The sequence below is a fragment of the Streptomyces sp. NPDC005784 genome, from assembly GCF_042871525.1.
In the GTDB taxonomy this organism is placed as follows: Bacteria; Actinomycetota; Actinomycetes; order Streptomycetales; family Streptomycetaceae; genus Streptomyces.
Genome location: NZ_JBIAIQ010000020.1, coordinates 20,924 through 44,032, shown reverse-complemented (window position 1 = coordinate 44,032; position 23,109 = coordinate 20,924). Strand labels below are relative to the sequence as shown.

The following is a 23,109-nucleotide window of genomic DNA, read 5'->3' as shown; positions in this document are numbered from 1 at the left end:
TGCCGGCCCGTGGGGGGACCAGTAGCAGGGCGCTTTCCGTTTTTTTGCCTTGATACGAGGCTTCACCGGGCCCCTCGCACGGAGCCCGGTGGTCGTGTACGAGCCTCTAGCGGGCCTCGACCGGCACGAAGTCGCGCTCGACGACACCCGTGTAGATCTGCCGCGGGCGGCCGATGCGGGAGCCGGGCTCCTTGATCATCTCGTGCCACTGGGCGATCCAGCCCGGCAGCCGGCCGAGAGCGAACAGGACCGTGAACATCTCGGTCGGGAAGCCCATGGCGCGGTAGATCAGGCCGGTGTAGAAGTCGACGTTCGGGTAGAGGTTGCGCGAGACGAAGTAGTCGTCGGAGAGCGCGTGCTCCTCCAGCTTGAGGGCGATGTCCAGCAGCTCGTCGGACTTGCCGAGAGCGGACAGGACGTCGTGCGCGGCGGCCTTGATGATCTTCGCGCGCGGGTCGAAGGACTTGTACACCCGGTGGCCGAAGCCCATCAGGCGGACGCCGTCCTCCTTGTTCTTCACCTTGCGGATGAAGGAGTCGACGTCGCCGCCGTTGGCCTTGATGCCCTCGAGCATCTCCAGGACGGACTGGTTGGCGCCACCGTGCAGCGGGCCCCACAGCGCGGAGATGCCGGCGGAGATCGAGGCGAACATGTTCGCCTGCGAGGAGCCGACCAGACGCACGGTGGAGGTCGAACAGTTCTGCTCGTGGTCCGCGTGCAGGATCAGCAGCTTGTCCAGCGCGGAGACGACCACCGGGTCGAGCTCGTACTCCTGCGCGGGGACCGAGAAGGTCATGCGCAGGAAGTTCTCGACGTACCCGAGGTCGTTGCGCGGGTAGACGAAGGGGTGGCCGATCGACTTCTTGTACGCGTACGCCGCGATCGTCGGAAGCTTGGCGAGCAGCCGGATCGTGGAGAGGTTGCGCTGCTTCTCGTCGAACGGGTTGTGACTGTCCTGGTAGAAGGTCGACAGCGCCGAGACGACCGACGACAGCATCGCCATCGGGTGGGCGTCGCGCGGGAAGCCCCTGTAGAAGTTCTTGACGTCCTCGTGCAGCAGGGTGTGCTGCGTGATTTCGTTCTTGAAGGTGGAGAGCTCGTCGACGTTCGGGAGCTCGCCGTTGATCAGCAGGTAGGCCACCTCCAGGAAGGTGGACCGCTCGGCCAGCTGCTCGATCGGGTAACCGCGGTAGCGGAGGATGCCCTGCTCACCGTCGAGATAGGTGATCGCGGATTTGTAGGCGGCCGTATTGCCGTACCCACTGTCCAGCGTCACCAGACCGGTCTGGGCGCGGAGCTTACCGATGTCGAAGCCCTTGTCGCCGACGGTGCTGTCGATCACCGGGTAGGTGTACTCGCCATCGCCGTACCGCAGTACTACAGAGTTGTCGCTCACGTCATCCCTCACCGACGTTGTGCCTCTTCTTCGAGGTGCCCTGACTGTCTCTACCATCCCCCATTTGGCCCTGGAGAGTGCACTCGGGGTCGACCATTGGGCCTATCGGCGGCACTCAGTGCCGCCAACCTGCTCATCCTGCCCCGTTCGTGGCGCGACTGGAAGTGCTCTGTGACCTTCATGACTCGTTTGATCGATCATTTTTTGTGATGGACCGCTTCTCGCGCCCGAAAGGCCCCGTTCAGTGCTCGAACGGGCCGGTTCGCCTCGCGAGGAGTCGGTGGTTCACGAGCCGGACAGCCGGAAGTCCAGGGCCGTGCACCGGCGTCCCGCTGACACCGTACGCACCGCCTGGCCTATCGCCTTGCGCGAACCGACGAGGACGACCAGCTTCTTGGCCCGGGTGACCGCGGTGTAGAGCAGATTGCGCTGAAGCATCATCCAGGCGCCCGTGGTCACCGGGATCACCACCGCCGGGTACTCGCTGCCCTGGGAGCGGTGGATGGTCACCGCGTAGGCGTGGGCCAGCTCGTCGAGTTCGTCGAACTCGTACGGCACCTCCTCGTCCTCGTCCGTGCGCACCGTCAGGCGCTGTTCGACCGGATCGAGGGAGGTGACGACGCCCACGGTGCCGTTGAAGACGCCGTTCTCGCCCTTGTCGTAGTTGTTGCGGATCTGGGTGACCTTGTCGCCGACCCGGAAGACACGGCCGCCGAGCCGCTTCTCGGCGAGGTCCGGACGGCCGGGGGTGATGGCCTGCTGGAGCAGTCCGTTCAGATGACCCGCGCCGGCCGGGCCCCGGTGCATGGGCGCGAGGACCTGGATGTCCCGGCGGGGGTCGAGGCCGAATTTGGCCGGAATGCGCCGGGCCGCCACGTCGACGGTGAGCCGCCCGGCCTCCTCGGTGTCGTCCTCGACGAACAGGAAGAAGTCCTTCATGCCGTCGGTGAGCGGGTGCTGCCCGGAGTTGATCCGGTGCGCGTTGGTCACCACCCCGGACTGCTGGGCCTGGCGGAAGACCTTGGTGAGGCGCACCGCGGGGACCGGACCGCGGTCGGCGAGCAGATCGCGCAGCACCTCGCCCGCGCCGACGCTCGGCAGTTGGTCGACGTCGCCGACGAAGAGCAGGTGGGCGCCCGGGGGCACCGCCTTGACCAGCTTGTTGGCGAGCAGCAGGTCGAGCATGGAGGCCTCGTCCACGACGACCAGGTCGGCGTCCAGCGGCCGGTCCCTGTCGTAGGCCGCGTCGCCGCCCGGCTTGAGCTCCAGGAGCCGGTGCACGGTGGAGGCCTCGGCTCCGGTGAGTTCGGCGAGACGCTTGGCGGCCCGGCCGGTGGGCGCGGCGAGGACCACCTTGGCCCCCTTGGCGCGGGCCAGCTCCACGATCGAGCGGACCGTGAACGACTTGCCGCAGCCCGGGCCTCCGGTGAGCACGGCGACCTTCTCGGTGAGCGCGAGCCGGACCGCCGCCGCCTGCTCGGGGGCCAGCTCCGCGCCCGTACGCCCCTGCAGCCAGGCCAGTGCCTTGTCCCAGACCACGTCGTGGAAGCCGGGCATCCGGTCCCGGTCGGTGCGCAGCAGGCGCAGCAGCTGTGCGGAGAGCGAGAGTTCGGCGCGGTGGAAGGGCACCAGGTAGACGGCCGTCACCGGGTCGCCGCCTTCCGGGCCCGGAACCCTCTCCCGTACGACACCGGGGTCCTCGCCCTCCTCCGCGGGCGCCGCCAGCTCCGCCAGGCACTCGATGACCAGGCCCGTGTCGACCTGGAGCAGCTTCACGGCGTCCGCGATCAGCCGCTCCTCCGGGAGGTAGCAGTGACCCTGGTCGGTGGACTGCGACAGGGCGTACTGAAGGCCGGCCTTGACGCGCTCCGGGCTGTCGTGCGGGATGCCGACGGACTGGGCGATCTTGTCGGCGGTGAGGAAGCCGATGCCCCAGACGTCGGACGCCAGACGGTAGGGCTGGTTCTTCACGACCGAGATCGACGCGTCGCCGTACTTCTTGTAGATACGGACCGCGATGGAGGTGGACACCTCGACGGTCTGGAGGAAGAGCATGACCTCCTTGATCGCCTTCTGTTCCTCCCAGGCGTCGGCGATCCTCCCCGTGCGCTTGGGGCCGAGTCCCGGGACCTCGATGAGCCGCTTGGGCTCCTCCTCGATGATCCGCAGGGTGTCCAGTCCGAAGTGCTGGGTGATGCGGTCGGCGAAGACCGGGCCGATGCCCTTGACCAGGCCGGATCCGAGATAGCGGCGGATGCCCTGGACGGTCGCAGGGAGCAGCGTCGTGTAGTTCTCCACGGTGAACTGCTTGCCGAACTGCGGGTGGGAGCCCCAGCGGCCCTCCATGCGCAGGGACTCGCCGACCTGGGCGCCGAGAAGCGAGCCGACGACGGTGAGCAGATCGCCGGCGCCGCGGCCGGTGTCGACCCGGGCGACCGTGTATCCGTTCTCCTCGTTGGCGTACGTGATGCGTTCGAGCACGCCTTCCAGCGTGGCCAGTCGCCGCTCGCTCGCCTGGGCGGCCCCCGCCTGATCGGTCATGATCCGAAGGTACCGCCCGCCTCCGACAGTGCTCCGGCGCTGTGGACAACTCGTCCGAACGGGGCCCGCGAAAACTTCGAGGGGCCCGGTCCGTCGACCGGGCCCCTCGGCTTTCCCCTCCGTATCAGAACCCCCGCGATCCCCCCGGATCCCCCTCCAAAGGTCCTGATGCCACATACGACCCGCGAGGTCGGGGAAGGGTTGCACGGACTTCGGAAGATTTTTTCGGCCGACCGCGGCGGTACGGAATCACTGCTGGTCCGACGGCATTTCGGGGCACTGCCCGGCGTGCTCCAGGAACCGTGCCGCCGTCTCGGCCAGCACCTCGCGCCCGTCCCGGGCCCACAGCGCGTCGTTGAAGAGTTCGACCTCGATGGGTCCGGTGTAGCCCGCCGCCTCGACGAGCCCCCGCCACGCGCGAAGGTCGATCGAGCCGTCGCCGAGCTGGCCGCGGCCGTTGAGGACGCCCTCGGGAAGCGGGGTGGTCCAGTCGGCGAGCTGGAAGGTGTGGATGCGGCCCCCGGCCCCCGCGCGGGCGATCTGGGCGGGGGCCGTGTCGTCCCACCAGAGGTGGTACGTGTCGACGGTGACGCCCACCTGGTCCGCGGGAAAGCGTTCCGCGAGGTCCAGTGCCTGGGCGAGCGTGGAGACCACACAGCGGTCGGCCGCGTACATCGGGTGGAGTGGTTCGACGGCCAGCCGTACGCCGTGGGAAGCGGCGTACGGACCCAGTTCGCCGAGCGCGTCGGCGATGCGCTCACGGGCGCCGTGCAGGTCCTTCGAGCCGGGCGGCAGGCCGCCGGAGACCAGGACGAGGGTGTCGGTGCCGAGGGTCGCGGCCTCGTCGACGGCCGCGCGGTTGTCGTCCAGGGCTCGCTGCCGCTCCCCCGGTTCGATCGCGGTGAGGAAGCCGCCCCGGCAGAGGGTGGTGACGGCCAGGCCCGCGTCGTGGACGAGTTTCGCGGTGGCGCCGAGGCCGTACGACCGCACGGGCTCGCGCCAGAGGCCGACGCCGGGGATGCCCATCTCCAGGCAGGCTTCGACGAGTTCGGGTATCGACAGCTGTTTGACCGTCATCTGGTTGACGGAGAAGCGGGCGAGGCTGCTCATGGGGTCACTCCGTACAGGGCGAGCAGGGTCTTCATCCGGGTTTCGGCGCGTTCGGGGTCCGGGAACAGGCCCAGTCCGTCGGCCAGTTCGTAGGCGCGCGCGAGGTGCGGCAGCGAGCGCGCCGACTGGAGGCCGCCCACCATCGCGAAGTGCTCCTGGTGGCCGGCGAGCCAGGCCAGCAGGACGACGCCGGTCTTGTAGAAGCGGGTCGGGCGCTGGAAGAGGTGGCGGGACAACTCGACGGTGGGGTCGAGGAGTTCGCGGAAGCCCTTGACGTCCCCGGTGTCCAGGACGCGTACGGCCCGCGCGGCGAGGGGGCCGAGCGGATCGAAGATGCCGAGCAGCGCGTGGCTGAAGCCCCGTTCGTCGCCCGCGATCAGCTCGGGGTAGTTGAAGTCGTCGCCGGTGTAGCAGCGGACGCCGTCCGGGAGGCGGCGGCGCAGTTCGATCTCGCGGCGGGCGTCCAGCAGGGAGACCTTGACGCCGTCCACCTTGTCCGGGTGGGCGGCGATCACCTCCAGGAACACCTCCGTCGCCGCGTCCAGGTCACCGGAGCCCCAATAGCCCTCCAGGGCCGGGTCGAACATCGGGCCCAGCCAGTGCAGGATCACCGGGTCGGCGGCCTGGCGCAGGAGTTGGCCGTAGACGTCGAGGTAGTCCTCGGGTCCTGCGGCGGTCGCGGCGAGCCCGCGGGAGGCCATCAGGATCGCCTGCGCGCCCGACTCCTCGACGAAGGCGAGCTGTTCCTCGTACGCGGCCCGCACCTCGTGGAGTGTGGCGGGGGCCGTGAGCTGGTCGGTGCCGACGCCGCAGGCGATCATGCCGCCGACGGCCCTGGCCTCGGCGGAGGACCGGCGCACGAGTTCGGCCGCCCCGGGCCAGTCCAGGCCCATCCCACGCTGGGCGGTGTCCATCGCCTCGGCGACGCCGAGGCCGTGCGACCACAGATGGCGCCGGAAGGCGAGCGTGGCGTCCCAGTCGACGGCGGCGGGCGAGTCGGGCGAGACGTCCGCGTACGGGTCGGCGACGACATGCGCGGCCGAGAAGACCGTGCGGGAGGCCAGGGGCTCGCCGTCGGGGAGGACGGCGAGGGGGTCGGTGCGCGGCTCGTAGATCCGCAACCGGCCGTCGGCGCCCGGGAGTCGGATGGTCACAGGGCGATCTCCGGTACGTCGAGGCGGCGGCCCTCGGCCGAGGATTTCAGGCCCAGCTCGGCGAGTTGGACGCCGCGGGCGCCGGCGAGGAGGTCCCAGCGGTAGGGGGCGTCGGCGTAGACGTGCCGCAGGAACAGCTCCCACTGGGCCTTGAACCCGTTGTCGAACTCGGCGTTGTCGGGAACCTCCTGCCACTGGTCGCGGAAGGAGTAGGTGGCCGGGATGTCCGGGTTCCAGACCGGCTTGGGGGTGGAACTGCGGTGCTGGACACGGCAGTTGCGCAGTCCGGCGACCGCCGAACCCTCCGTGCCGTCGACCTGGAACTCGACCAGTTCGTCGCGGTTGACGCGCACGGCCCAGGAGGAGTTGATCTGGGCGACCGCGCCGCCCTCCAGCTCGAAGATGCCGTAGGCGGCGTCGTCGGCCGTGGCGTCGTAGGGCTTGTCCCGCTCGTCCCAGCGCTGCGGGATGTGGGTGGCGGTGAGCGCCTGCACGGAGGTGACGCGACCGAACAGCTCGTGCAGGACGTACTCCCAGTGCGGGAACATGTCGACGACGATGCCGCCGCCGTCCTCGGCGCGGTAGTTCCAGGAGGGCCGCTGGGCCTGCTGCCAGTCGCCCTCGAAGACCCAGTAGCCGAACTCTCCGCGGACGGACAGGATCCGCCCGAAGAATCCGCCGTCGACGAGCCGCTTCAGCTTGAGCAGGCCGGGGAGGAAGAGCTTGTCCTGCACGACGCCGTGCTTGATGCCGGCGGCGTGCGCGAGGCGGGCCAGTTCGAGTGCCCCGTCGAGGCCCGTGGCGGTGGGCTTCTCGGTGTAGATGTGCTTGCCCGCGGCGACGGCCTTCCGGAGTGCCTCCTCGCGGGCGGAGGTCACCTGGGCGTCGAAGTAGAGGTCGACGGACGGATCGGCGAGCACCGCGTCCAGGTCCGTCGACCAGTGGTCGAGGCCGTGCCGCTCGGCGAGCGCCTTCACGGCTTGCTCACGGCGGCCGACGAGGACGGGTTCGGGCCACAGCACGGTGCCGTCGCCGAGGTCGAGACCGCCCTGGTCGCGCAGGGCGAGGATCGAGCGGACCAGGTGCTGGCGGTAGCCCATGCGTCCCGTCACGCCGTTCATGGCGATCCGCACCGTCTTGCGTGTCACGTCATTCCCTTCGTACGCGTCAGGCGCCGAGCACGCTCACAGGTGAGCGCGGCAGCAAGCGCTTTCTATCCCTGAGAAGCTAGCCTCTGTGCAGCGGTCCGGACAAGACCACCGCGAAGTCGAGTTGTTCGAGGGGGCGAACAACGGGGGCCGTTGGCCGTATGGTCTGCACGGACCCTGCCCACAGGAAGCGGCGCACTCGGCCTTCGACTCCGTGTTCGACGCCGTACGACGAGGTATGACCAGGCACGACGACGTACGAGACGTACGAAGTGGTACGACGAGACGCGCGACCGGAGGACGACGAGATGACGGTGACCCTGGCGGACGTGGCGGCCCGCGCGCAGGTCTCTCCCGCGACGGTGTCGCGCGTACTGAACGGGAACTATCCCGTGGCCTCCTCCACACGTGAGCGGGTGCTGCGCGCGGTGGACGAGCTGGACTACGTGCTGAACGGGCCCGCGAGCTCGCTGGCCGCGGCGACCTCCGACCTCGTCGGGATCCTGGTCAACGACATCGCCGACCCCTTCTTCGGGATCATGGCGGCCGCGATCCAGTCGGAGATCGGCGGTCCCGGGGGGCGCGCGGGCGGGGAGCGGCTCGGCGTCGTGTGCAACACCGGCGGCTCCCCGGAGCGCGAGCTCACCTATCTCACGCTCCTTCAGCGCCAACGCGCCGCCGCGGTCGTGCTCACCGGCGGCGCCATAGAGGACACCGCCCACGCCGGCGCCGTGGCCGCGAAGCTGCGCAGGCTGGCGGAGGCGGGCACCCGGGTCGTGCTGTGCGGACGGCCGCCCGCGCCGGACGCGCCCGAGGCGATCGCGCTGACCTTCGACAACCGCGGCGGCGGCAAACAGCTCACCGAGCATCTGATCGGCCTCGGCCACCGGCGGCTCGGCTACATCGCGGGCCCCGAGGAACGCACGACGACCCGCCACCGCCTGGAGGGCCACCGCGCCGCGCTCGACGCACACGGCATCGAGGACGACCCGCGGCGCACCGTGCACGGCCGCTACGACCGCCGGTCCGGTTACGAGGCGACGCTCGAACTCCTGCGCCGTGAACCGTCGTTGACGGCCGTCGTCGCCGCGAACGACACCGTGGCACTGGGCGCCTGCGCGGCCCTGCGCGACTCCGGGCTGCGCATCCCGGACGACGTGTCCGTCGTGGGCTTCGACGATCTGCCGTTCAGCATCGACGCCGTGCCCGCGCTCACGACCGTACGGCTGCCGCTCTCCGAGGCGGGCGCCCGCGCCGGGCGGATCGCCATGGGCCGCGAGGAGCCGCCGCCGGGCGGGATCGCTACGGTGCGGGGGGAACTGATGGTTCGGGGTTCCACCGGGGCACCCCGGGACTGACCTCTCCTTCCCGGACTCCCCTGGGCCTGGACCCACTGCCGCGAGGGGTCTCCCGGGGGGCCGGGTTCTCGGGGTTCCCAGGGGATCAGCCTTTTCTTCGCCCTCCGCCCCTACCCTCCCCCAAGGTCTCGGCTTCGCTCGACCAGGGGGGGACCCCCATCGCACCTGGGGCTCCGCCCCGGACCCCGCTCGTCAAACGCCGGAGGGGCTGAATTTCCCCGGCCCGGGAAAATGGTGGGCCACCACGACGCACCCGCAGCCGGGGACGCGCGGGAGGGGACGTGCCGGTACATCGAATGCCCGCAGGCCGGACGGATCACGACCCGCCCGCATCTCGAAACGCCGCTGGGATCCGTTCGGATGCGGGCGGATGTACCGGCGCGGCCCCGACCCACCCACCGGCCGGACCGGAACCCGAAAACCGCCGAGGCCACCGCACCGCAGGGTAGGCCCCAGAGGCCCGGCGGTTCTATGCTCGGGTTGGCGATTATCTCTGACTGGGTCAGGTACCCAGGAGGACAGCAGGCCGACCGTGTACAGCCAACACTCGGGGCCGATCATGACCATCCAGGACATCCGCTCCTTCAACCGCTTCTACACGAACGTCATCGGCGCGCTCGACTACGGCCGTCATCTCTACGCGCCGTACACGCTGACCGAGTCCCGCGTCCTCTACGAACTGGCGCACACGTCCCAGGTGGACGCCGCCGATCTCCGGGCCGAACTCTCCCTGGACTCCGGTTACTTGAGCAGGATTCTGAACAAGTTCGAGCAGGACGGGCTGGTCGAGCGCGCCGCGTCCGAGAAGGACCCGCGGCGTCGGAGGATCACGCTCACCGCGCGCGGCCGGGAGGCCGCCGGTCTGCTCGACGAGCGGGCGCGCCAGACCGTGGGTTCCCTGCTGGAGACCGTGGCCCCCGCCGACCGGCTGCGGCTCGCGGAGGCGATGCGCACGGTGCGGACGCTCCTGGGCGACGGGCGGGCCGCGCCCCGCCGCGAGGATGTCGTCCTGCGCGAACCGGGCCCCGGCGACCTCGGCTGGATCGTGCAGCGCAACGCGGCGCTGTACGCGGCCGAGTACGGCTGGAACACCGACTACGAGGGCCTGGTCGCGAGGATCGTCGCCGACTTCGCCGAGGATCACGACCCCCACCTGGAGCGGGTGTGGATCGCCGAGCTCGACGGGCGGCCCGTCGGATGCGTGATGTGCGTACGGGACGACGCTCCCGGCACGGCCCGTCTGCGTCTGCTGCTGGTCGAGCCGGAGACGCGGGGTCTCGGCATCGGCGACCGTCTCGTCGGAGCCGTCACCGAGTTCGCGCGCGACGTCGGCTATCACGAGCTCGTCCTGTGGACCAACGACGTCCTGGCCGCCGCCCGCCGCATCTACCGGCGCCACGGCTTCGTTCTGGTCGCCGAGAAACCGCACCGGTCCTTCGGCGCGGATCTGGTGGGCCAGGACTGGCGGCTGGACCTGCGCGTCGACCCGGAGTGACCCGGCCCGGACGCCGCCAAGGGGCGCGGGCAGGCGTCCGGTACGGCGCGGGGAGACGTCCGTCGATCCCAAGATGTGAACAACTCGTCCGCCCGCTGAGCGAAGCCGCATCACAGAGTTAACTCAAAGACCTACCGTACGTGACCGCTCACGCAACCTGAGTGCGAGACCGTACTCCCCCAAGTAACCCGTTCTCAGGGGGAGTTGGCATATATGCAAGGCACCGTGGACGGCTTCGGATACGGGCTGGTGACTCCGGTGGTCTCCTACCTCGTCGCCTGTCTGGGCAGCGCTCTGGGGCTGCGCTGCGTCGTCCGTTCTCTGTACAACCGGCAGTCGTGGAAGCCGGGTTGGCTGGTGCTCGGGGCGGCGACCATCGGCTGCGGCATCTGGACCATGCACTTCGTCGCGATGGTCGGCTTCCGGATCCAGGGGATCCAGATCGACTACGACGCCCGTCTGACGGGGCTCAGTCTCGTCGTGGCGATCACGGTGGTCGGCGTCGGTGTCTTCGCCGTGGGATATCGCGGAGCCACCACCGCCACCCTGACCGCCGCCGGGATCTTCACCGGGCTCGGCGTGGCCGCCATGCACTACCTGGGCATGGCGGCGCTCCAGTTGAACGGGTCCCTCGAGTACGACTCGCTCACGGTCGGGGCCTCCGTGCTGATCGCGGTCGCCGCCGCGACCGCCGCCCTGTGGGCCGCCGCCTCCTACCGGGGCTTCCCGGCCGCCCTCGGCGCGAGTCTCCTCATGGGCATCGCCCTGACCGGCATGCACTACACCGGCATGGCCGCCCTCGGAGTGCACCTGCGCGGCGCGACCGACGCGTCGTACATCACCGGGATGAACGGCAACGCGTCGCCCACCTCGATCCTGCTGCCCATGCTCATCGGACCGGTCGTCTTCCTGATCCTGGCCGGAGTGGTGGTCATGTTCGACCCCCAGCTCGTCCTCGGCGACGGGGACTGGAGCCGGGCCACCCCGCGTCGGCGCCGCGGCACGGCCGCCGTTCCCGAGCGCCCCGCGCACCCGCCGCGCACCGAGTCCCTCTTCGACCCCCGGGACCAGCGGGCGGGCCGGCGCGCCGCCCAGCGCGGGCGGTGAGCTCCGCCGTCCCGTCGGGACACCGGTCGGTCTTTCGTGGTGGAGCGGGTGAGCGGGACCGCGCGCCACGGCAGCCCACTTGGCCCGGTGAGCGCTGCGGCGGTGTGTGCCCCTGACGGACCCCTAGCGGACGGTATCCGTGGCCGCGAGGGTCGCTCTGCGTACCCTCGCGGCCAGCCGGTCCCGGCACTCGGGCCATTCCGCGGCCGTCACCGAATAGATCGCGGAGTCGCGCAGCAGACCGTCCTCGCCCGGCGCCCAGGAGCGGGACCAGTTGCGCAGGACGCCTTCGAGGCGGGCGCCGGTGCGCTCGATCGCGGCGCGGGAGCGGGAGTTGCGGGCATCGGTCTTCAGGTCCACGCGGGAGACGCCCCACTCCTCGAAGGCGTGCCGGAAGAGCAGGAACTTCGACTCCGCGTTCAGGCCCGTGCCCTGCGCGGAGGAGGCGAGCCAGGTGAACCCGACCTCGACGGCGTCGAGCCGGTCGTCCGTGCGCCAGGAACGCGGCTCCCAGTAGGACGTGGCGCCGACCGCCCGTCCGGAGGCCAGGGACACCTGGGCGTAGGGGGCGAGCATGCCCGTCGCGGCGCGGGCGAGCTGCGCGTCGACGTAGTCCCCGACCTCGTCGGCCCGGGGCACCCAGGTGAACGCGTAGGAGTCCCGGTGTTCCTCGGCGGCTTCGGCGAGGTCGGTCGTGTGCCGGTGGCCGAGCGGCTCCAGCCGTACCAGCCCGCCTTCGAGAACCGGCCCCTTCATCTGGAAAGCCAACGCCCCGCACCCTTCGCCGCCCGGTATCTGTCCGCTGCGATTCCTATGCGGTCGGGGCGACGCGTGTCCAGTGGTTATACGGCCTCGACGGTACCGGCGTGCCGGGCGCGTTCGGCGGCCAGGACGGTGAGATGGCTGGTGAGGGACTCCCGCGGGCCCGACTTCACCAGGCCGGGGTTCCCGGTGGCGACGGCGGCGACGAACGCGTCCATGAGACCGGCGTCGCCACCGCCGTGGCCGCCCGCCGCGTCCATACCGCCCGCGGCGGCGAGGTCGACGGCCTCCTCGGTCCGGGTCAGGAAGTCGTAGACGCTCAGACTCTCGCCGTCGCCGCGCAGTTCGCCGCGGGTCCCGAAGATCCGGGTCCGGCGGTCGGCCTGTTCGGTGAAGGCGGTCATGGTGAAGGTGGCGGTGGCCCCGGAGGCGAACTCCATCGACACCACCTGGTGGTCGACCACGTCGTTGTCGCAGGCGTACACGCATCGCCCGTACGGGCCCTCGCGCAGGGCGGTGTCCAGCGCCTCGGGGGTGAAGTCGTCGACCAGCACGCTCAGCGGCCAGTGGTGTTCGCCCCGGGCGAGCCGGTCGCCGTACTCGCGCCGGGCGGAGTACGGGCAGGTGTTCTCCACCGCGCAGTCCAGGCAGCGGTCGGCGGCGCCCTCGGGCCTGTTCTCGGGCCGGAAGTGCGAGAGGCGTCCGAAACTGGATACGCGGACCGGGGGTTGCCCGAGGATGTGCTGCAACCAGTCGATGTCGTGGCAGGACTTGGCCATCAGCATGGACGTCGCCCGGTCCGTACGGCTCCAGTTGCCGCGGACGAAGGAGTGGGCCTGGTGCCAGAAGCCGACGGGTTCCAGGTGCTGGACATTGACGATCTCCCCGATCCGGCCGGAGTCCACGACCTCCTTCACGGCGCGGGTGTACCGGGTGTAGCGCAGGACGTGCCCGACCGCGAGGGTCACCCCGGCCTTCTCCACCGCGTCGACGATCCGCCGGCACTCGTCCTCGGTCAGGGCCATCGGCTTCTCCAGCAGGATGTGGTAGCCGAGGGCCGCGAACTCCAGTACCGGCTCCAGGTGTTCGCGGTCCATGGTGCAGATCAGCACGGCGTCCGCGATCCGGCCGCGGGCGGCCAGCACCCGCCAGTCGTCCACCGCGGCGTCCGGCTCCAGGGCGTGGGCGGCGGCGAACCGGCGCCGCCGGGTCTCCCGGGGTTCGGCCACGGCCACCACCTCGGCCCGGTCGGGATGGTCCAGGGCCCAGCGTGCGTGGCCGGTCCCCCGGTCCCCGGCACCGACGACGGCGAGTGTGACAACGGAGGCGACGGAGTGCATCTGTGGACCGCTTTCCCAGTCGGGTCGCAGGCGCGGTTGGCGCCGTCCGTCGGGAAGCTAGCCGCCCGGGATCTCCGCGACAAGACGCCCGCGGCACTCACCGGTCCGGCTCGGCCGTCCTCCCCGGCGGCTCCGGCGGCAGCCCACGTCACGAACACCTCGTGGAAGGCCGGGAACGTCCTGCGCACGCGCGGTTGAGATGGCCCGGCCGACTCATCCACCCCACCTGCACCGACTTCCGGCGTTCCCTCGGATCCCGGGAACCCGGGCCCCTCGCGCTTCGTCACATCCGCATGCTGCCGGACGAGTCTCCGCAGTGCGGTGTCGGCTTCGCTGCTGGCTGCGATCGCTGACCAACCCTCTCCGCCGCCTGCGGCCGGCAGCACGCCGTCACCGGCGCGCCCCCCTCCAACTGCGCCGGTGGCGGCCCCTTCCCCGATACTGTGCACACCCTTGACTGGAAGAAACTTCCCGGATATTCGTGATTCCTCGGAAGTTTCCTTCACGAGGGAAGGAGCGCTCGTGCGCGACTCCAGCACGGGAAGCACCGCAAGACCGTCCGGGCGGACCGAGCCGGACAGACCGTCAAGGCCCTCCCGGCGTACGGTTCTCGCCGCCACGGCGGGCATGACCGCCGCGCTGGCCGCCGGACCCCGCGCCCACGCGGCCGACGCCCGCCCCCACGGGGACAAGGCACTGCGCGCCCTGATCTCCCGCATGACCCTGGAGGAGAAGGTCGGCCAGCTCTTCGTCATGCGGGTGTACGGCCATTCGGCCACCGCGCCCGACCAGGCCGACATCGACGCCAACCTCAAGGAGATCGGCGTCCGGACGGCCGCCGAGCTGATCGCCAAGTACCGCGTCGGCGGCATCATCTACTTCGCCTGGGCGCACAACACCCGGGATCCGCATCAGATCGCCGACCTGTCGAACGGGATCCAGCGGGCCTCGCTGGAGCAGCCGCGCGGGCTGCCGCTGCTGATCTCCACCGACCAGGAACACGGGATAGTGGCTCGGGTGGGCAAGCCCGCGACACTGTTCCCGGGCGCCATGGCGCTGGGAGCGGGCGGCTCGCGGGCGGACGCCCGGACGGTGGGCCGCATCGGCGGCGCCGAACTGCGCGCGATCGGCATCAGCCAGGACTACTCCCCCGACGCCGACGTGAACGTCAACCCGGCCAACCCGGTGATCGGCGTCCGCTCCTTCGGCGCCGACCCCGACGCGGTGGCGGGCATGGTGGCAGCCGAGGTGAAGGGGTACCAGAGCTCCGGCGTCGCGGCCACGGCCAAGCACTTCCCCGGCCACGGCGACACCGCCGTGGACAGCCACTTCGGCTTCCCCGTCATCACCCACAGCCGCGAACTGTGGTCGGCCCTCGACGCGGTGCCCTTCCGGGCGGCGATCCGCGCCGGCATCGACTCGATCATGACCGCGCACATCATGGTCCCGGCGCTCGACCCGGCCGGCGATCCCGCCACCCTCTCCCACCCGATCCTCACCGGCATCCTGCGCGGCGAACTGGGCTACGACGGCGTCGTGGTGACGGACTCGCTGGGCATGGAGGGCGTCCGGACGAAGTACGGCGACGACCGCGTCCCCGTCCTCGCCCTCAAGGCCGGTGTCGACCAGCTCCTCAACCCGCCCGACCTGAGTGTCGCGTGGAACGCGGTGCTGAACGCCGTACGCGGCGGCGAGCTGACCGAGGCCCGCCTCGACGAATCGATCCTGCGCATCCTGCGGCTCAAGTCGAAGCACGGAGTTCTGAGCGACCCGTACGTGCGTGAAGGGGGCGTCGACCGGGTGGTCGGCATCCCGGCACATCTCAGGGCGGCCGACCGGATCGCCGAGCGCACCACCACGCTGCTGGTCAACAAGGAGGGGCTGCTCCCGCTGTCCCGGCGGTGTACCCCGAGGGTGCTGGTGGTGGGCGCCGATCCCGCCTCGCCGTCACTGTCCGACGGGCCGCCCACCACTGTCCTCGCCGGCGCGCTGACCGAGCTGGGCTTCACGGCCACGGCCCTGTCCACGGGTACGGCACCGTCGGCGACGACGATCGCCAAGGCCGTCGCCGCGGCGGCCGACGCGGACGCGGTGGTCGTCGGGACGTACAACGTGACGGCGACCGGGTCCCAGAAGACCCTGGTCGAGCGTCTGCTCGCCACGGGTGTCCCGGTGATCGCCGTCGCCATCCGCAACCCGTACGACATCGCCCTGCTCCCAGGGGTCGGCGCCTGCCTGGCCTCGTACTCCTGGACCGATGTCGAAGTGCGCGCCGCCGCCCGGGTGATCGCCGGCCGGGTGGATCCCCGGGGCAAGCTGCCGGTGGCGGTGCAGCGGGCGGACGACCCGGCACAGGTGCTGTATCCGATCGGGTACGGGTTGACGTACTAGCCCTACGCAGCCCACCCGGCGCGCCACCCCCAAGTGGGCCAAAGGGCCCCGCACGTCTGGCGTGTGCCCGCTTCCGCGGGTCACGCTGGGCGGGGGTCGGGGGGTAAGCCATGCGAGCCAGCGCGGTGTGTCGGCGTTCCGCGGGAACGGTGTGCGCCCTGCTGCTGGCCGGGGCCGCCCTCTCGGGCTGCGACCGCTGGTCCGGCTCCGGAGCCGCCGCCCCCGACCCGGCAGCGGCCTCGACGCGCCCCTCCGGCTACGGATCGGTCTTCCTCGGCCGTGGCGAGTGCAGTTCCTTCGGCACGACCAGTTTCACCGAGGTGCCCTGCGGCAGCGAACGGGCCGCCGCCCGGGTGATCGCCCGCTACGACGGAAACGTCGAGGACGGCCCGTCCTGCCCGGCGACCACGGACTTCGTCCTGCACATCAGCGAGACCGAGCCCTCCTCCGATAGGAGCGGCGACGCCGCCGTCCCCCAGGGCTACGCCTGCATGCGCAAACTCGAACCCCCGCACCCCGGCGACCCGGGCGGCGGCGGAGGCCCCCGGACCGTCGTCGGCGACTGCGTCTACGGATCGGGCCGCGGGCAGGTCCGCGAGACGGCGTGCGACGGCACGGGCGGAAAGCGCCCGGAGTACAGGGTGACGTCGGCGGTGACGGCCCGCTCCAAGTGCCCGTCCGGCACGGAGCTCTACGTCGATCTCGGCGGCACCAGGCCGGTGGGCTGCGCCCGCCCGGTGTGAACCGGGGGCGGGCACAGCCGGGATCCGGTTACGGGCGGAGCGTCATCTCGCGTTCGACGTCACGCCGGTCCAGCCTCGCGTCGAACCTCGCGAGCGGCCGGGCCGCCGACGGGTTCGCCCGGACCGTCGCGGAGGCGACGCCCGCCCAGTCGAGGATGCGGGCGGTGGCGAGCGCCTTCTGGTCGGCGACGAGTCCCGCGACATTGGCGCCGTGGTTCAGGCCCGGCGCCGTGAAGACGTAGGCGTCGCGTGCCCCGGAACCGAGGCGGAACCGCTCGGCGCCCCAGGGGTCGTTCTCGCCGTAGACGAACAGCATGTGGTGCGCGTGGTGGCGGACCCAGCCGTCCACGTCACGCATCGCCGACGGCTGGAACCTCATCGGGATGGCGCGCGGCACGTAGTTGCGCGGGGGCTGGTAGCCGTAGCGGATGTACTTCTTCTCGATGTACGGGAAGTGGATGGTGGGCGCGCCCAGTTGGGTGCCCGCCTGGTAGTAGTACGGCGTGTACGGCTCCAGGCCCTGGTCGGTGTAGAACGAGAAGCCGGAGATGGTGTCGACGGAGTTCCAGATGTCGTCGTCGCTCGCGTGCGCGGAGTCCGCCGGGATCGTGTCGCAGTCCTTCAGCAGGCTGTACTGCCAGAAGCCCCACACGTAGTCGAGCACGACCGCCTCGTACGCCTTGTCCAGGCTGCCGACGGTGGTGAAGGTGTAGCCGTTGTCGGCGGCGTAGGCCGCGTACTTCTTCTCCAGCGGCTCGCGGCGCACGAGGGCCTCGCGCTGCACGGCGTCCAGCTTGTCGCGGCACTCCTTGGTGCCGACCGACGTGAAGAAACGGTCGTACGCCGAGTCCTCGTCGTTCACGGCGTCGTTGGGCGCGACGTAGGCGACGACGCCGTCCATGTCGTGCGGGTAGAAGCGCTCGTAGTACGTGGCGGTCATGCCGCCCTTCGAGCCGCCGGTGGAGATCCACTTCTGGCCGTAGACCGACTTGAGGGCCTCGAAGACGCGGTGCTGGTCGCTGGCCGCCTGCCAGATGTCGAGCTTGGACCAGTCGGCGGGGTCGGGCCGGGACGGCGTGAAGAAGCGGTACTCCATCGAGACCTGGTTGCCGTCCACGATCTGGGTCGGCTCGCGGCGGCTCGGGGTGGTCGAGACGTTGTAGCCGCCGGTGTAGAAGACCGTCGGGCGCGCGGTGTCCTTGTGCAGCACGGTGATGCGCTGCTGGAACGTGCCCCTGGACGGGTGCCGGTGGTCGACCGGCTGGGTGTAATTCAGGACGAAGAACCGGTAGCCGGTGTAGGGCTTCTCCTGGATCAGGCTCATGCCCGGGATCGCGAGAAGCCGGTCGAGGATGTCTCCGTCCACAGCACTGTCAGCCGTACTGGTGGTGCCGGTGGTTCGTGTCGTGCCGTGGGCCTCCGGCGATGGGGGTCCCCCCTGCTCGAGCGAAGCCGAGAGCTTGGGGGCCGCGGTGGCCGCCCCCGCCGTGCTCAGCGTGCCTATGAGCACCGTGAGCGCGAGCAGCCATCTGAGCGCCTTGCGCATGCACTCTCCCCTGGGAATAGGCAGATGTCCGCCGGAACCTAACGGAGCAACTCCCGTGACACCAGGGGTTCTTGGGCCATGTACGACTCAGCAGAGGATCCAGCCGGAACTCACCGATCCCGAACCGACCGAGCCCTTGACCCGGACACAGCGATGGCCCGCGTACAGGGTGACCGGACCCGCGTGATGCGCGAAGTGCCCGGAGTCCATCACCGGCCGGCCACCGCGCGCCTGCACGCTGACGGACATCCGCTTGCGCGAGCCCCGCGCCCCGGGGAAGGTCACGGCGCAGACGTAACCGCTGCGTTTGTACACCTGTACGGAGCCGGTCGTGAAGGGCAACGTGCGGACCTTGCGGCCCGAACAGGAGGACGGGGCGGCCAGGGCACTGCCCGGACTCATGAACGCGAGCAGTCCGGCCGCGGTCAGCACGGCCAGCCCCAGCGCCAGCCGTCGGCGTATCGCACCACTGTCCACTGTCGTCCCTCCCGCAGCAATCAGCGTACTGGTGTACGGACGCAGGACGTACGGCGGATGGTTGCGTACCGCTACGACATCGCTGTCGGTCCCGCCTCACTCGCGAGAGGTTTTTCCCTTTTTCAGGGCAACCGTGCCCGTTTACCCGGGGTCCAACTGATCAGAAAACGAAAGGTGGTAGTTCATGTCCGGCATCAAGTCATCCCGCACGACCAACCGCGCACTCGTGGCCGCGGCCCTTCTGATCACCGCCGGCGCCTCGGTGCCGGCCGTCGCGAGTTCCACCGCTCCGCCGCCCGCCCGCAGCGGGAGCAACGGTCCCGTCTACGACCGCGTGGCCGACTTCTACGGCGCCTACATCGACGCCGTGACCGACACGGGCTCCGGCCGTCTCAGCACCCAACTGCGGTCCTTCTACCTGACCCCGGGGTTCCGCACCCGGCTGGCCGGGTGGGAGAACCGCCAGCACGCCGACGGCGTGCTGCGCGCCCAGGACGTGCCCAGCGCGTGGAAGGTGACGCCGGGCGACAGCGGCGCCGGGCACACCTGGTCGACGGTCCGGCTGACCTGGGGCTCCGTCCAGCACCCGACGTACACGTACCTGACGGTGCAGTCGGATCTGGCGACGAAGAGGATCTCCGACATCAAGCCGAGGAGCTGACATCGGGCCCGGGAACTGACATCAAGCCGAGGAGCTGACGGGCTCCTCGGGCTCCGGGGAACCCACGAAGGTCCGCCACAGCGCGGCGTAACGGCCGTCGAGGCGGAGCAGTTCGTCGTGGGTGCCGTCCTCGGTGACGCGGCCGTGGTCCATCACCACGACCCGGTCCGCGCGGGCGGCCGTCGTCAGCCGGTGGGCGACCACCAGAGTCGTGCGGCGGCCCGCCAGCCGGTCGGTGGCCTGGTTGACCAGGGCCTCCGTCCCCAGGTCCAGCGAGGCCGTCGCCTCGTCGAGGAGCAGCACGTCCGGATCGACCAGCTCCGCGCGGGCCAGCGCGATCAACTGGCGCTGTCCCGCGGAGAGGTTGCGGCCGCGCTCGGCGACCTCGTGGAGATAGCCGCGGTCCAGCGTGGCGATCATGTCGTGCGCGCCGACCGCGCGGGCGGCGGCCTCCACCTCGGCGTCGGTGGCGCCGGGACGGCCGTAGGCGATGGCGTCGCGGACGGTGCCCTGGAAGAGGTAGGCCTCCTGGGGGACGACGCCGAGCCGGTGCCGGTAGGCGGTGATGTCGAGGTCGCGCAGATCCCTGCCGTCGACCGTCACCCGCCCGCCCGTCGGGTCGTAGAACCGCGCGACCAGCTTCACGAGCGTCGACTTGCCCGCGCCGGTCTCGCCGACGAAGGCGACGGTCTGCCCGGCGGGGATGCGCAACGACACCGCGCTGAGCGCCTCTTCGGCCTCGCCCGTGGGGCCGTACGCGAAGTCGACGTCCTCGAACGCGATCTCGCCCCGCAGTGACGGCACCTCCAGCGGTTCGGCGGCGGCCTTGGTCGAGGTCGGCTCGCGGAGCAGTTCCTGGATGCGGCCCAGCGAGACGGTGGCCTGCTGATAGCCGTCGAAGACCTGCGAGAGCTGCTGCACGGGTGCGAAGAACAGGTCGATGTACAGGAGGTAGGCGACCAGCGCGCCGGTCGTGAGCGTGCCGGAGTCGATCCGCTGGGCGCCGACGATCAGCACGGCCGCCGCGGCTCCCGAGGCCAGCAGCTGGACGAACGGGAAGTAGACGGAGATCAGCCACTGGCCGCGGATCCGGGCCCTGCGGTAGCTGTCGCTGCCCTCGGCGAACCGCCGCGCGCTCGCGTCCTCGCGCCGGAAGGCCTGGAGGATCCGCAGCCCGGACACCGACTCCTGGAGATCGGCGTTGACCACCGACACGCGCTCGCGGGCCAGTTCGTACGCCTTGACGCTCGCCCGGCGGAAGAAGAACGTGCCGATGACCAGCGGCGGCAGCGTCACGAAGACGACCAGCGCCAGCTGTACGTCGATCACCAGCAGGGCGACCATGATGCCGAAGAAGGTGACGACGGAGACGAAGGCGGTGACGAGCCCGGTCTGCAGGAACGTGGACAGGGCGTCGACGTCGGTCGTCATCCGGGTCATGATCCGGCCCGTGAGCTCCCGCTCGTAGTAGTCGAGCCCGAGGCGCTGGAGCTGCGCGAAGATCTTCAGACGCAGCGCGTACAGGACCCGCTCGCCGGTACGGCCCGTCATCCGGGTCTCGCCGATCTGCGCCGCCCACTGGACGAGCACGGTGACCAGCGCGAGCGCGGCCGCCGCCCACACCGCGCCGAGCGCGAGCCGGTTGACGCCCTGGTCGATGCCGTGCCGGATCAGGATGGGCAGCAGCAGTGTCATCACCGCGTCGACCGCGACCAGGGCGAGGCTGATGAGCAGCGGGGCCCCGAAGCCGCGCAGCAGTCTGCGCAGTCCGTAGGAGTCCTCGGCCCCGACCGCGCGGGCCTCGTCGACGTCCGGGACGTCGGTGGCCGGGGGCAGCGCCTCGACCTGGGCGAGGAGTCCGGGGGTGGCGGGCATCCCTTCGAGCGCGTTGTCCCTGGGTTCGCGGTCACCGGTCCACAGGTGCGGTGTCACCCCGCGCTCGGCGTCGAACTCGGCGTCCAGCTCGTCCCGTACGGAGGTGTCCTCCTGCGGCGCCGCGGGCAGGGCGTGGCCCGGGGAGACGCCGCCCAGCTCGTCGGGGTCGGTGAGCAGCCGCCGGAAGAGGGCGGAGCGGGCCTGGAGCTGCTCGTGGGTGCCGATGTCGGCGAGCCGGCCGCCGTCGAGGACGGCGATGCGGTCGGCGAGGTTGAGGGTGGAGCGGCGGTGGGCGATCAGCAGGGTCGTACGGCCCTGCATGACGTGCCCCAGTGCCTCGTGGATCTCGTGCTCGACCTGGGCGTCCACGGCGGAGGTGGCGTCGTCGAGGACGAGCAGCCGCGGGTCGGTGAGGATGGCGCGGGCCAGCGCGACACGCTGGCGCTGGCCTCCGGAGAGGGTGAGGCCGTGCTCGCCGACCTTCGTGTCGTAGCCGCCGGGCAGCTCCGCGATGAAACGGTCCGCCTGGGCGGCGCGGGCAGCGGCTTCGATCTCGTCCTGGGTGGCGTCGGGGCGGCCGTAGGCGATGTTGGCGCGCACGGTGTCGGAGAAGAGGAACGAGTCCTCGGGGACGAGCCCGATCGCGGCGCGCAGCGACTGGGTGGTCAGCTCGCGGACGTCGTGCCCGCCGATGAGGACGGCGCCGTGCGTCACGTCGTAGAAGCGGGGCATCAGCAGCGAGACCGTCGACTTGCCGGAGCCGGACGAGCCGACGACGGCGAGGGTCTCGCCGGGCCGGATCTCGAAGCTCAGGCCGTCCAGGACCGGCCGGCCCTCCGCGTAGCCGAACGACACGTCGTCGAACTCGACGGTGGCGGGCGCGTCGGCCGGCAGGGTCTTGGTGCCGTCCTTGATCGACGGCTCGGTGTCGATCAGTTCGAGGACCCGCTCGGCGCCGGCGCGGGCCTGCTGTCCGACGGTGAGGACGACGGCCAGCATCCGCACCGGTCCGACGAGCTGGGCGAGGTACGCGGAGAAGGCGACGAAGGTGCCCAGCGTGATCTGGCCGCGCACGGCCAGCCAGCCGCCGAGCGCGAGCATCGCGACCTGGCCGAGGGCGGGCACGGCCTGGAGGGCTGGGGTGTACTTGGCGTTGAGCCGGATGGTCCGCAGCCGGCCCGCGAAGAGCCGCCGCCCGACCTCGCGCAGCTTGCCGGTCTCCTGGTCCTCCTGGCCGAAGCCCTTCACCACGCGGACGCCGCTGACGGCGCCGTCGACGACACCCGCCACGGCGGCGGCCTGCGCCTGCGCGTACCAGGTGGCGGGGTGCAGCTTGGAGCGGCTGCGCTTGGCGACGACCCACAGGGCCGGGGCGACGGCCAGCGCGACCAGGGTGAGCGGGAGGGACAGCGCGGCCATGATCCCGAGGGAGATCAGGAACAGCAGGACGTTCCCGATGGTCATCGGGAGCATGAAGAGCAGGCCCTGGATGAGCTGGAGGTCACTGGTCGCGCGGCCCACGACCTGCCCGGTGGACAGTTCGTCCTGGCGCCGCCCGTCCAGCCGGGTGATCGTCTCGTACATGTCGGTACGGAGATCGTGCTGGACGTCGAGGGCGAGCCGGCCGCCGTAGTAGCGGCGGATGAAGGTGAGGACGTAGACGAGGACGGCGGCGCCGAGGAGCACGCCCGCCCAGGGGGCCATGCCGCGGCTGTGGTCGCCGATGACGTCGTCGATGATCACCTTGGTGACCAGCGGGACCACCGCCATCAGGGCCATGCCGCCCAGCGAGGAGCCGAGCGCGAGCACCACGTCCTTCGGGTACCGCCACGCGTACCCGGCGAGCCGCCGCGCCCAACCCTGCTCCGTTGCCACTCCAGTGCCTTCCGTAGATCTCACTCCGCCGGAAGGCACCAACGCCGGACGGAGCGGATTTCATCCCTCCGCAACAATCATCCGCCCGCCGGGCAGGTTGGCCGGGCGGGCGGAAGAAGACGTACAGGCG

General features: G+C 70.9%; 16 protein-coding genes. 6 read left to right on the top strand and 10 right to left on the bottom strand.

The features are described 5' to 3' along the window. Window positions 1-106 precede the first annotated feature (106 nt). The 5 genes from ACFYR3_RS27660 to ACFYR3_RS27640 form a co-directional block, all read right to left on the bottom strand. Complete coding sequence (locus tag ACFYR3_RS27660) at window positions 107-1,396, bottom strand: citrate synthase (RefSeq protein WP_266758971.1); 1,290 nt, start codon at window positions 1,394-1,396, stop codon at window positions 107-109. Between the two features lie 285 nt (window positions 1,397-1,681). After that, complete coding sequence (locus tag ACFYR3_RS27655; protein ID WP_355849647.1) at window positions 1,682-3,937, bottom strand: ATP-dependent RecD-like DNA helicase; 2,256 nt, start codon at window positions 3,935-3,937, stop codon at window positions 1,682-1,684. 249 nt (window positions 3,938-4,186) lie between these two features. Further along, window positions 4,187-5,047, bottom strand: coding sequence for a sugar phosphate isomerase/epimerase family protein (locus ACFYR3_RS27650; protein ID WP_355849644.1), 861 nt, complete (start codon window positions 5,045-5,047; stop codon window positions 4,187-4,189). Continuing rightward, complete coding sequence (locus tag ACFYR3_RS27645; protein ID WP_389284934.1) at window positions 5,044-6,201, bottom strand: dihydrodipicolinate synthase family protein; 1,158 nt, start codon at window positions 6,199-6,201, stop codon at window positions 5,044-5,046. Before ACFYR3_RS27645 ends, ACFYR3_RS27650 begins: the two co-directional genes overlap by 4 nt. Continuing rightward, complete coding sequence (locus tag ACFYR3_RS27640; RefSeq protein WP_355849638.1) at window positions 6,198-7,349, bottom strand: Gfo/Idh/MocA family oxidoreductase; 1,152 nt, start codon at window positions 7,347-7,349, stop codon at window positions 6,198-6,200. Before ACFYR3_RS27640 ends, ACFYR3_RS27645 begins: the two co-directional genes overlap by 4 nt. A gap of 308 nt (window positions 7,350-7,657) precedes the next feature. On the opposite strand from ACFYR3_RS27640, the gene ACFYR3_RS27635 reads away from it, so the two are divergent. The 3 genes from ACFYR3_RS27635 (at window position 7,658) to ACFYR3_RS27625 (ending at window position 11,309) form a co-directional block, all read left to right on the top strand. Then, window positions 7,658-8,707 carry a LacI family DNA-binding transcriptional regulator gene (locus tag ACFYR3_RS27635; RefSeq protein ID WP_356783499.1) on the top strand — a complete coding sequence of 350 codons (1,050 nt, stop codon included), beginning with the start codon at window positions 7,658-7,660 and terminating at the stop codon, window positions 8,705-8,707. A gap of 559 nt (window positions 8,708-9,266) precedes the next feature. Then, complete coding sequence (locus ACFYR3_RS27630; protein ID WP_389284933.1) at window positions 9,267-10,202, top strand: GNAT family N-acetyltransferase; 936 nt, start codon at window positions 9,267-9,269, stop codon at window positions 10,200-10,202. 213 nt (window positions 10,203-10,415) lie between these two features. Then, window positions 10,416-11,309 carry an MHYT domain-containing protein gene (locus ACFYR3_RS27625; protein ID WP_355849629.1) on the top strand — a complete coding sequence of 298 codons (894 nt, stop codon included), beginning with the start codon at window positions 10,416-10,418 and terminating at the stop codon, window positions 11,307-11,309. A 123-nt stretch (window positions 11,310-11,432) separates the two neighbouring features. On the opposite strand, the gene ACFYR3_RS27620 is transcribed toward ACFYR3_RS27625, so the two are convergent. Beyond that, entirely contained in the window at window positions 11,433-12,065 is a 633-nt protein-coding gene (locus tag ACFYR3_RS27620) for a GNAT family N-acetyltransferase (protein ID WP_389284987.1), read from the bottom strand. An 86-nt stretch (window positions 12,066-12,151) separates the two neighbouring features. Further along, on the bottom strand, window positions 12,152-13,411 hold the full coding sequence (locus tag ACFYR3_RS27615) for a Gfo/Idh/MocA family protein (protein WP_389284932.1): 1,260 nt from the start codon (window positions 13,409-13,411) through the stop codon (window positions 12,152-12,154). Between the two features lie 522 nt (window positions 13,412-13,933). On the opposite strand from ACFYR3_RS27615, the gene ACFYR3_RS27610 reads away from it, so the two are divergent. Beyond that, complete coding sequence (locus tag ACFYR3_RS27610) at window positions 13,934-15,802, top strand: glycoside hydrolase family 3 protein (RefSeq protein WP_389284931.1); 1,869 nt, start codon at window positions 13,934-13,936, stop codon at window positions 15,800-15,802. A gap of 110 nt (window positions 15,803-15,912) precedes the next feature. Continuing rightward, window positions 15,913-16,545 carry a hypothetical protein gene (locus ACFYR3_RS27605; protein ID WP_355849620.1) on the top strand — a complete coding sequence of 211 codons (633 nt, stop codon included), beginning with the start codon at window positions 15,913-15,915 and terminating at the stop codon, window positions 16,543-16,545. Window positions 16,546-16,573: 28 nt separating this feature from the next. Here ACFYR3_RS27605 and ACFYR3_RS27600 read toward each other — a convergent pair whose 3' ends face one another. Both ACFYR3_RS27600 and ACFYR3_RS27595 read right to left on the bottom strand, forming a co-directional pair. Beyond that, on the bottom strand, window positions 16,574-18,091 hold the full coding sequence (locus ACFYR3_RS27600) for a S28 family serine protease (protein ID WP_356783506.1): 1,518 nt from the start codon (window positions 18,089-18,091) through the stop codon (window positions 16,574-16,576). An 87-nt stretch (window positions 18,092-18,178) separates the two neighbouring features. Then, window positions 18,179-18,568, bottom strand: coding sequence for a hypothetical protein (locus ACFYR3_RS27595; protein ID WP_355849614.1), 390 nt, complete (start codon window positions 18,566-18,568; stop codon window positions 18,179-18,181). Between the two features lie 184 nt (window positions 18,569-18,752). On the opposite strand from ACFYR3_RS27595, the gene ACFYR3_RS27590 reads away from it, so the two are divergent. After that, a complete protein-coding gene (locus ACFYR3_RS27590) occupies window positions 18,753-19,229 on the top strand; it encodes a hypothetical protein (RefSeq protein WP_355849611.1) in 477 nt (158 codons plus the stop codon). A gap of 21 nt (window positions 19,230-19,250) precedes the next feature. On the opposite strand, the gene ACFYR3_RS27585 is transcribed toward ACFYR3_RS27590, so the two are convergent. Further along, on the bottom strand, window positions 19,251-22,979 hold the full coding sequence (locus ACFYR3_RS27585) for an ABC transporter ATP-binding protein (RefSeq protein ID WP_355849608.1): 3,729 nt from the start codon (window positions 22,977-22,979) through the stop codon (window positions 19,251-19,253). Window positions 22,980-23,109: the final 130 nt, after the last annotated feature.

Bases quoted from the DNA above. Each gene is read 5' to 3' on its own strand.
- ACFYR3_RS27655 (WP_355849647.1), bottom strand. From the start codon at position 3,937: ATGACCGATCAGGCGGGGGCCGCCCAGGCGAGCGAGCGGCGACTGGCC.
- ACFYR3_RS27650 (WP_355849644.1), bottom strand. From the start codon at position 5,047: ATGAGCAGCCTCGCCCGCTTCTCCGTCAACCAGATGACGGTCAAACAG.
- ACFYR3_RS27635 (WP_356783499.1), top strand. From the start codon at position 7,658: ATGACGGTGACCCTGGCGGACGTGGCGGCCCGCGCGCAGGTCTCTCCC.
- ACFYR3_RS27630 (WP_389284933.1), top strand. From the start codon at position 9,267: ATGACCATCCAGGACATCCGCTCCTTCAACCGCTTCTACACGAACGTC.
- ACFYR3_RS27625 (WP_355849629.1), top strand. From the start codon at position 10,416: ATGCAAGGCACCGTGGACGGCTTCGGATACGGGCTGGTGACTCCGGTG.
- ACFYR3_RS27620 (WP_389284987.1), bottom strand. From the start codon at position 12,065: ATGAAGGGGCCGGTTCTCGAAGGCGGGCTGGTACGGCTGGAGCCGCTC.
- ACFYR3_RS27615 (WP_389284932.1), bottom strand. From the start codon at position 13,411: ATGCACTCCGTCGCCTCCGTTGTCACACTCGCCGTCGTCGGTGCCGGG.
- ACFYR3_RS27605 (WP_355849620.1), top strand. From the start codon at position 15,913: ATGCGAGCCAGCGCGGTGTGTCGGCGTTCCGCGGGAACGGTGTGCGCC.
- ACFYR3_RS27600 (WP_356783506.1), bottom strand. From the start codon at position 18,091: ATGCGCAAGGCGCTCAGATGGCTGCTCGCGCTCACGGTGCTCATAGGC.
- ACFYR3_RS27590 (WP_355849611.1), top strand. From the start codon at position 18,753: ATGTCCGGCATCAAGTCATCCCGCACGACCAACCGCGCACTCGTGGCC.